The 2,243-nt window shown below is 67.5% G+C and carries 2 protein-coding genes; both read right to left on the bottom strand.

Annotation, left to right across the window (positions count from 1 at the left end):
• Positions 1–148 precede the first annotated feature (148 nt).
• Positions 149–1,114 (bottom strand): NAD-dependent epimerase/dehydratase family protein, encoded by a 966-nt coding sequence (locus AC1DZ6_RS23830; RefSeq protein ID WP_477099583.1) that lies wholly within the window; start codon positions 1,112–1,114, stop codon positions 149–151.
• 1 nt (position 1,115) lies between these two features.
• On the bottom strand, positions 1,116–2,243 hold a 1,128-nt coding region (locus tag AC1DZ6_RS23825), incomplete at its 5' end, for a fatty acyl-AMP ligase (RefSeq protein WP_477099582.1).

Raw genomic sequence — 2,243 nt, 5'->3', positions numbered from 1 at the left:
CCGAACGCCCGAGCACCTTGCTCGTGGCCAGGCCGATTTCACGCAAAGTGATATCCGTAACCGCTTCCATCGACCCGACAGTACCCCGACCAAACTTCTACATAACCGAATTGTAACAGCCGTCCTGCCAGAAAATCGCCGGATTCGGCTATTTCCGGGAGTTTTTTTCCTTCAACCAACCTTCCGATCGGTACCAGCGCACGCTTTGCGCGAATCCCGCTTCGAGAGAGTATCTTACCGGGGGAAAGTCCGGAATCGGATCGTTGCTAGATAGGGCCCAATCGCCGTGAAGCAACTCCCGAGCCTTGCCCGGCGTGAGAATTGAGTCCTTCCCGGTGGCGATTGACGCCCATTTTGACAATACCGCCAAAGCCTTGATCGTTCCCGAGGGAATTCGGACCAATCTTGGCGACGCGCCGACCGCTTTGGACGCGGTTTGCATGAGTTCGACCCAGCCATACCCTTCCGGGCGGTCGTCGGACAAGCTGAGCAGGCCGGGGCGCGGCGTTTTGACCAAGCTGGCTATGCGCGCCGCGGCGTCGTCGGCGTGGATCCAGGCCATGCGGGTTTTTGGGCTCAAAACCGGCAAAAAGGCCGATTCCGAGGCCATTTTGAACAGTCTGAGGGTCTCTAGGTCGCCGGGGCCGTAGATGGCGGGCGGGCGGACAATGGTCAGATCACCGCCAAAAATCTCGCGGGCTGCGTCTTCTCCGCCACGCTTGCTGGCGGCGTAATCGGACAATTGCGGTTCGCGGGCCGCCAGGCTGGAGACCAGCACCAGCCGGGCCCCCGCCGCCTTGGCCGCTTTCGCGACCTGCCGAGAGCCCTCGACATTGGCCTTGTCGAAGGCCGCGCGGTCCCGCGCCTTGATCAGGCCGGCCACGTGAACGACCGCCTCGACGCCGTCGCAGAGCGCGGCCAGGGCGCGGGCGTTGGCCAGATCGCCGATCACCAGCTGCGGTTCGAACCCTGTCCAGGCGGGATCGGCGATGTCGCGCCGGGCCAGAATGCGGACGGTCCATCCTTGCTCGGCGAGGATCTTGATCAGACGGCGGCCCAGGAAGCCCGTGGCGCCGGTGACGGCGACCACAGGCCCATTCCGGGCCGGGTTCATGTCAGGCGCGCTCTGCGACGACGTAGGCGCCGGCCAGGTAGGCGGCCTTGGCCTTGGAGCGGCTGAGCTTGCCCGACGAGGTCTGAGGCAGGGCGTGGGCGCCCACCAACTGGACCTGGGCCTCGACCTGATGGCGCAGGCGCAGAACGCCGGCGATCTTCTCGACCAGGGCCGCGCGGGTCTCGGCGTCGCCGCCGCGCGCCTGGACCAGCACCACCACCGTCTCCTCGCCGTCGCCCGGGACCGAGAAGGCGGCCACGTCGCCGCTGCGCAGACCCTCGACCTCGGCCTCGGCGGTCCATTCCAGGTCCTGCGGCCAGATGTTGCGGCCGTTGAGGATGATCAGATCCTTGCCGCGGCCGGTGATGACGATCTCGCCGTCGATCAGGTAGCCCAGGTCGCCGGTGTCCAGCCAGCCGTCGGCCGACAGCACGCGGGCGGTCTCCTGCGGCTGCTCGAAATATTCCCGCATCAGGCTGGGGCCGCGGGCGTAGATGCGGCCCACGCCGCGCTCGGGCAGGACAGCGCCGTTCTCGTCGCGCACTTCCAGCTCGTGGCCGGGCAGGGCCGGGCCATTGCGGGCGAACTCGCGCGAGCGCTCGGTGTCTTCGGTGAGGACGGCCTCGTGCTGCTCCAGGCGCTCGACGTCCAGGCGTTCGGTCTTCAGGCCGCCGCCCAGTGGGGCCATCGACAGCGCCAGGGTCGCCTCGGCCATGCCGTAGCTGGCCACGAACGCCTTGTCCGAGAAGCCGACGCTGGCGAACCGCTCGGCGAAGGCGCGCAGCGGACCGGTGCGGATCATGTCGCCGCCCAGGCCGGCGCTGCGCCAGCCCGACAGGTTCAGGTGCTCGATCGAAGCCACCTCGGCGCGGCGGGCGCACAACTCGTAGCCGAAGGTCGGGCTGTAGCTGATGGTGCCGCCGTTCTTGGTGATCAGGTCCAGCCACAGCAGCGGCCGGCGCACGAAGGCGCCGGTGGGCAGCAGGTCGACCGTCATCTGGCTGGTCATGGGGCTCAGCAGGAAGCCGATCAGGCCCATGTCGTGATAGAGCGGCAGCCACGAGACGGCGCGGTCGCTGGGTTGCACCTGCAGGCCGTCGCGGGTGATCGCCACGGCGTTGGCCATCAG

It is taken from the genome of Caulobacter sp. P1_B12_2 (assembly GCF_056406675.1).
This window is presented reverse-complemented; position numbering and strand designations above follow the sequence as displayed.